The 6,066-nt window shown below is 73.6% G+C and carries 1 protein-coding gene; it reads left to right on the forward strand.

Annotation, left to right across the window (positions count from 1 at the left end; all coding sequences use genetic code 11):
* A partial coding sequence (locus ACWCSV_RS34375; RefSeq protein WP_451149163.1) for an amino acid adenylation domain-containing protein occupies nucleotides 1–6,066 on the forward strand: 6,066 nt, incomplete at both ends.

Below are 6,066 nucleotides of genomic sequence, written 5' to 3' on the forward strand. Positions count from 1 at the left end.
CGGACCATCCGGCGTACGTCATCTACACCTCGGGTTCCACGGGCAGGCCCAAGGGCGTGGTCGCGACCCACGGCGGCCTCCTCAACCTGCTCGCCGACCATCAGCTGGTGCAGTTCGCACCGCTTCTGAAGGACCGCCGGCGGCTGAGGGTGGCGCTGACCACCTCGGTGTCCTTCGACGCCTCCTGGAACCAGCTGATGGCCCCCTTCGCGGGCCATGAGCTGCACGTCCTGGACCACGCGACCTGGACCGACCCGGAGGCCTTCGTCGACTACGCGGCGTCCCGGCGACTGGACTACGTCGAGGCCACCCCCTCCTACCTCCAGGACCTCGTCTCCGCCGGGCTGCTGGACGATCCGCGCCACCGTCCCGCGCTGGTCGCGGCCGGCGGCGAGGCCGTACCCGAGCGGCTCTGGGAGCGGCTGCGGGCCGCCGACGGGACTTCCTGCCTCAACCTCTACGGCCCCTCCGAGTGCACCGTCAACTCGGCGGCCGCGCCCGTGGCGTCGGGCCCGCGTCCGGTCATCGGCCGGCCCGTCACCAACTCCCGGCTGTACGTGCTCGACGGCGCGTTGCGGCCGGTGCCGTCCGGGGTGGCGGGTGAGCTGTACATCGCGGGTGCGGGGCTGGCGCGCGGCTACCTGAACCGTCCCGGTCTGACCTCGGGGCGGTTCGTGGCGGACCCGTTCGGTCCCGGTGGTTCGCGGATGTACCGCACGGGCGACCTGGCGCGGTGGAACCCGGACGGGAACCTGGAGTTCCTCGGCCGCACCGACGACCAGGTCAAGATCCGGGGCCACCGGATCGAACTCGGCGAGATCGAGGCGGTCCTCACCGGCCACCCGCAGATCGCGCGCGCCGCCGTCACGGTACGCACCGACGAGGAACCCCGGCTGGTCGCGTACGTCGTCCCCGCCGAGGGGCAGACCGTCACGGTGGACGGAGTGCGGGCCCTGCTGCGGGAGGGGCTGCCCTCGTACATGGTGCCGTCCGCCCTCGTGGTGCTGGACGCGCTGCCGCTGACTCCGAACGGCAAGCTCGACCGACGCGCCCTCCCGGCCCCCGAGGCGCAGCCCGCCGCACCGGGCCGGGCTCCGCGCACCGCGGTCGAGCACTTGCTCCAGGGGCTGTTCGCCGAGGTGCTGGGGGTCGCCGAGGCCGGACTGGACGAGAGCTTCTTCGATCTCGGCGGGCACTCCCTGCTCGCCACCCGGCTGGTCGCCCGCGCCCGGTCGGTGCTGGGCGTGGAGCTGAGGCTGCACGACCTGTTCGACGCACCGACGGTGACGGAACTGGCCGCCGCGGTGGACGCCGCCGGCCGGGCGCGCCCGGCGCTGGGACGGCGCGAGCGGCCCGGCACGGTTCCGCTCTCCTCCGCGCAGCGCCGCCTCTGGTTCCTGCACCGGATGGAGGGCCCGAGCGCCACCTACAACATCCCGCTGGCCCTCCGGCTGTCCGGAAGCCTGGACCCACGCGCCCTGGAAGCCGCCCTCGCGGACGTGACCGAGCGGCACGAGAGCCTGCGCACCGTCTTCCCGGTGGCCGACGGCGTGCCGTGGCAACGGGTGCTCGACGCCGACGCGGCACGGCCTCGGCTCCGGATGACCGAGGTGGGCGGGCACGAGCTTCCCGACAGGCTCGCACAGGCGGCGCGGTGCGGCTTCGAACTCTCCGACGAGCCGCCGCTGCGCGCCGAACTCTTCCGCCTCGGCACCGAGGAGCACGTACTGCTGCTGGTGATGCACCACATCGCCGGTGACGGCTGGTCGACCGGGCCGCTCTCCCGGGACCTGACGACCGCCTACGCGGCCCGCAGCGGGGGAGCGGAGCCGCAGTGGGCGCCGCTCCCCGTGCAGTACGCCGACTACGCCCTCTGGCAGCAGGAGCTGCTGGGCGACGGCGCCGACCAGGACACCCTGCTCAGCAGCCAACTCGCCTACTGGCGGGAGCGTCTGGCGGGCCTGCCCGAACAGGTCGAGCTTCCCTTCGACCGGCCCCGGCCCGTGGCGATGACCTACCGGGGTGCCCAGCTGCCGGTTCGGATCGACGCCGAGCTGCACCGGGCGCTGCGCGGACTCGCCCGCGACGGCGGCGCCAGCCTCTTCATGGTGCTCCAGGCCGGTCTGGCCGCGCTGCTGGGCAAGCTCGGCGCCGGCACGGACGTCCCCATCGGCACCCCGATCGCGGGGCGCACCGACGAGGCCCTGGACGACCTGGTCGGCTTCTTCGTCAACACCCTGGTGCTCCGCACCGACCTGACCGGGGACCCCACGTTCACCGAACTGCTGGGCCGGGTGCGCTCCGGGGCGCTGGAAGCCTACGCGCACCAGGAGATGCCGTTCGAGCACCTGGTGGAGGCGTTGAACCCGAATCGGACACTCGCCCACCACCCGCTGTTCCAGACCATGTTCACCCTTCAGAACGCGCCGTTCGGCACCTTCGACCTGCCGGGGCTGCGGGTGGCGACCGACCTGGTCCCCACCGGGACGGCCAAGTGCGACCTGAACTTCGTCCTGGCCGAACAGCCGGACGGGGGCGGGCTGTCGGGCGTGGTGGAGTACAGCACCGATCTGTTCGACGCGGCCACCGTCGCCGGGATCGTCGAGCGGTGGCAGCGGCTGCTGCGCGCCGTCGCCACCGCCCCGGAACGGCGGATCGGACAGGTGGACGTGCTGTCCGCAGACGAACTCCGAGCCCTGCTGCCGGCCGGCACCGACCGGGCCGGGGCGCCGTCGGAGAGCGGCCTGCCCGCGCTGTTCGAGCGGCAGGTACGGGCGAACCCCGCCGCGACCGCCCTCAGCGACGGCGCGACCACCCTGACGTACGGCCAGTTGAACTCCCGTGCCAACCGGCTGGCGCACGCCCTGATCGGCCGCGGAGTGGGGCCGGAGCAGTTGGTGGCGCTGGCTCTGCCGCGCTCGGCGGAGCTGGTCGTGGCGGTCCTCGCGGTACTCAAGGCCGGTGCCGCTTACGTGCCGGTGGACCCGGAGTACCCCGCCGCCCGCATCGCCTACCTGCTCCAGGACACCCGGCCCACGCTGCTCGTGACGAGGAGCCGGACCGGGCGGCGGCTGGACGCCGAAGGCGTGGACCGGCTGCTGCTGGACACCGTCGACCTGGACGGGCTGCCGGACACGGACCCGGGGATCGCCCTCGACCCCGGCCACGCCGCCTATGTCATCCACACGTCCGGTTCCACCGGCGACCCCAAGGGTGTGGTGGTCCCGCACCGCAACGTGGTGCGCCTGTTCGACACCACGCGGGAGCTGTTCGGCTTCACCGCCGAGGACGTGTGGACCCTCTTCCACTCCTACGCCTTCGACTTCTCGGTGTGGGAACTGTGGGGCCCGCTGCTGCACGGCGGCCGCCTGGTGGTGGTGGACCACGAGACCAGCCGGTCGCCCGGCCGGTTCCTGGACCTGCTCGCCCGCGAGCGGGTGACGGTGCTCAACCAGACGCCGTCCGCCTTCTACCAGCTGGCGCAGGCGGACGCGGAGGCGCCGGAGACCGGCCGCCGACTCGCCCTGCGCACGGTGGTGTTCGGCGGCGAGGCGCTGGAACACGGCCGGCTGTCGAGCTGGTACGAGAGGCACCCGGACGACGCGCCGCGGCTGGTCAACATGTACGGCATCACCGAGACCACGGTGCACGTCACGCATGCGCCGCTCGACCGTTCCCCTGCCGCCGGACGCATCGGCACGGCCCTTCCGGACCTGCGGGCGTACGTCCTCGACGACGGTCTGCGGCCGGTGGCCCCGGGCGTGCCCGGTGAGCTGTACGTCGCGGGCGCGGGCCTGGCACGCGGCTACCTGAACCGGCCGGGCCTGACCGCGGGCCGGTTCGTGGCGGACCCGTTCGGACCGCAGGGCTCGCGCATGTACCGCAGCGGCGACGTGGTGCGCCGTGCGGTGGACGGCGGTCTGCGCTACGTCGGCCGGGCGGACCAGCAGGTGAAGGTGCGCGGGTTCCGGATCGAACTCGGCGAGATCGAGGCGGCCCTGGCCGCGTGTCCCGGTGTCGCCCAGGCCGCGGTCCTGGCCCGCCAGGACCGGGCCGACGACACCCGGCTGGCCGCGTACGTGGTCCCCGTCCGGGGCGCCGCGCCCGAAGCCGCGGGGCTGCGCGGACACCTGCGGGAGCGGCTGCCGGAGTACATGGTGCCGTCGGCGTTCGTCATGCTGGACGTGCTGCCGCTGACCGCCAACGGCAAGCTGGACCACCGGGCCCTGCCTGCCCCGGACACCGCCCCGGCGGCCACCTCCCGCGCCCCGCGCACCCCGCAGGAGCAGATCCTCTGCGGGCTGTTCGCGGAGGTACTGGGGGTGGCGTCCGCCGGTGTGGAGGACGGATTCTTCGACCTGGGCGGGCACTCCCTGCTGGCCACCCGCCTGGCCGCCCGCATCCGCGCGACGCTCGGCGTGGAGATGCCGCTGCGCACCCTGTTCGAGGCGCCGACCCCGGCGGGCCTGGCCGCCGCGCTGGTGGCCGCCGGGCCCGCGCAGACCGCTCTGGTGAAGCGCGAGCGGCCCGAGGTTGTCCCGCTGTCGTTCGCGCAGCGGCGGTTGTGGTTCCTCCACCAGCTGGAGGGGGCGGCCGCGAGCTATCACATCTCCCTGGCCTGGCGGCTCTCCGGGGACCTGGACCGGCAGGCGCTGGAAGCCGCCGTGGCGGATGTGGTGGCGCGGCACGAAAGCCTGCGTACGGTCTTCCCCGCGGTGGACGGCACGCCGCACCAGCAGGTGCTGGACGTGGCGGCGGCCCGTCCGCGGCTGCTCGGAGGCCGGACCACCGAGGCCGGACTCTCCGCTCTGATGGCAGAGGTGAAGGAGCGTCCGTTCGACCTGGCGGCCGAGGTGCCGCTACGGGTCTCGCTGTTCGAACTCGCGCCGGACGAGCACGTGTTCCAGGTGGTGCTCCACCACATTGCCGGCGACGGCTGGTCGCTGGGGCCGCTCACGCGGGGACTCACCGCCGCCTACGCGGCACGCAGGCGCGGCGAGGAGCCGCGGTGGGCGCCCCTGCCGGTGCAGTACGCCGACTACACCCTGTGGCAGCACGAACTGCTCGGCGACGCCGACGACCGGGACAGCCTGTTCGCGGGACACGCGGACTACTGGGCCCGGCAGCTGGCAGGTCTGCCGGAGTGCGTCCAGCTGCCCACCGACCGCCCCCGCCCGGCGATCGCCACCCACCGGGGCTCCTCCGCGAGCGCCGGGCTGGACGCCGAGCTCCACCGCGGTCTGCGCGAACTCGCCCGCGCGCACGGGACCAGTCTGTTCATGGTTCTCCAGGCGGCGCTGGCGGCGCTGCTGAGCAAGCTCGGCGCGGGCGACGACATTCCGGTCGGCAGCCCCGTCGCCGGACGGACCGACCAGGCGCAGGACGAACTGGTCGGCTACTTCGTCAACACCCTGGTGTTCCGTACCGACACCTCGGGCGACCCGACGTTCGCCGAACTGCTGGGCCGGGTCCGGGACACGGCGCTGGCCGGGTACGCCCACCAGGACCTGCCGTTCGAGTACCTGGTCGAGGTCCTCAACCCGTCCCGGTCGCTGGCGCACCACCCGCTGTTCCAGGTCATGCTGGTGCTGCAGAACGCACCCCGGGCCGACTTCGCGCCGGCCGGGCTGCGCGTCGACGACCTGCCGTCGGCGTCGACCACGGCCAAGCTCGACCTGATCTTCACCCTGTCCGAGCGGCTCGCGGAGGACGGTTCCCCGGACGGGATCGACGGGTCCGTCGAGTACACCACCGACCTGTACGACCCGGCCGCCGTCGAGACGATGATCGCGCGGCTGGAGCGGCTGCTCCGGGCGGCCGTCGCCGATCCGCGACGCAGGCTCAGCGGGATCGATCTGCTCACGGCGGACGAGCACCGCGAGTTGGTGGCCCTGGGGACCGGTCCCGCGGCCACGGTGTCCGATGACGGTCTGCTGGAGTTGTTCCGGGCGCGGGTGGGTGCGGTTCCGGACGAGTGTGCGGTGGTGGCCGCGGATGTGTCGTTGACGTTCGCGGAGTTGGATGTGCGGGCGAATCGTCTGGCGCATGCGCTGTTGGCTCGGGGTG

The sequence above is a fragment of the Streptomyces sp. NPDC001770 genome, from assembly GCF_053596135.1.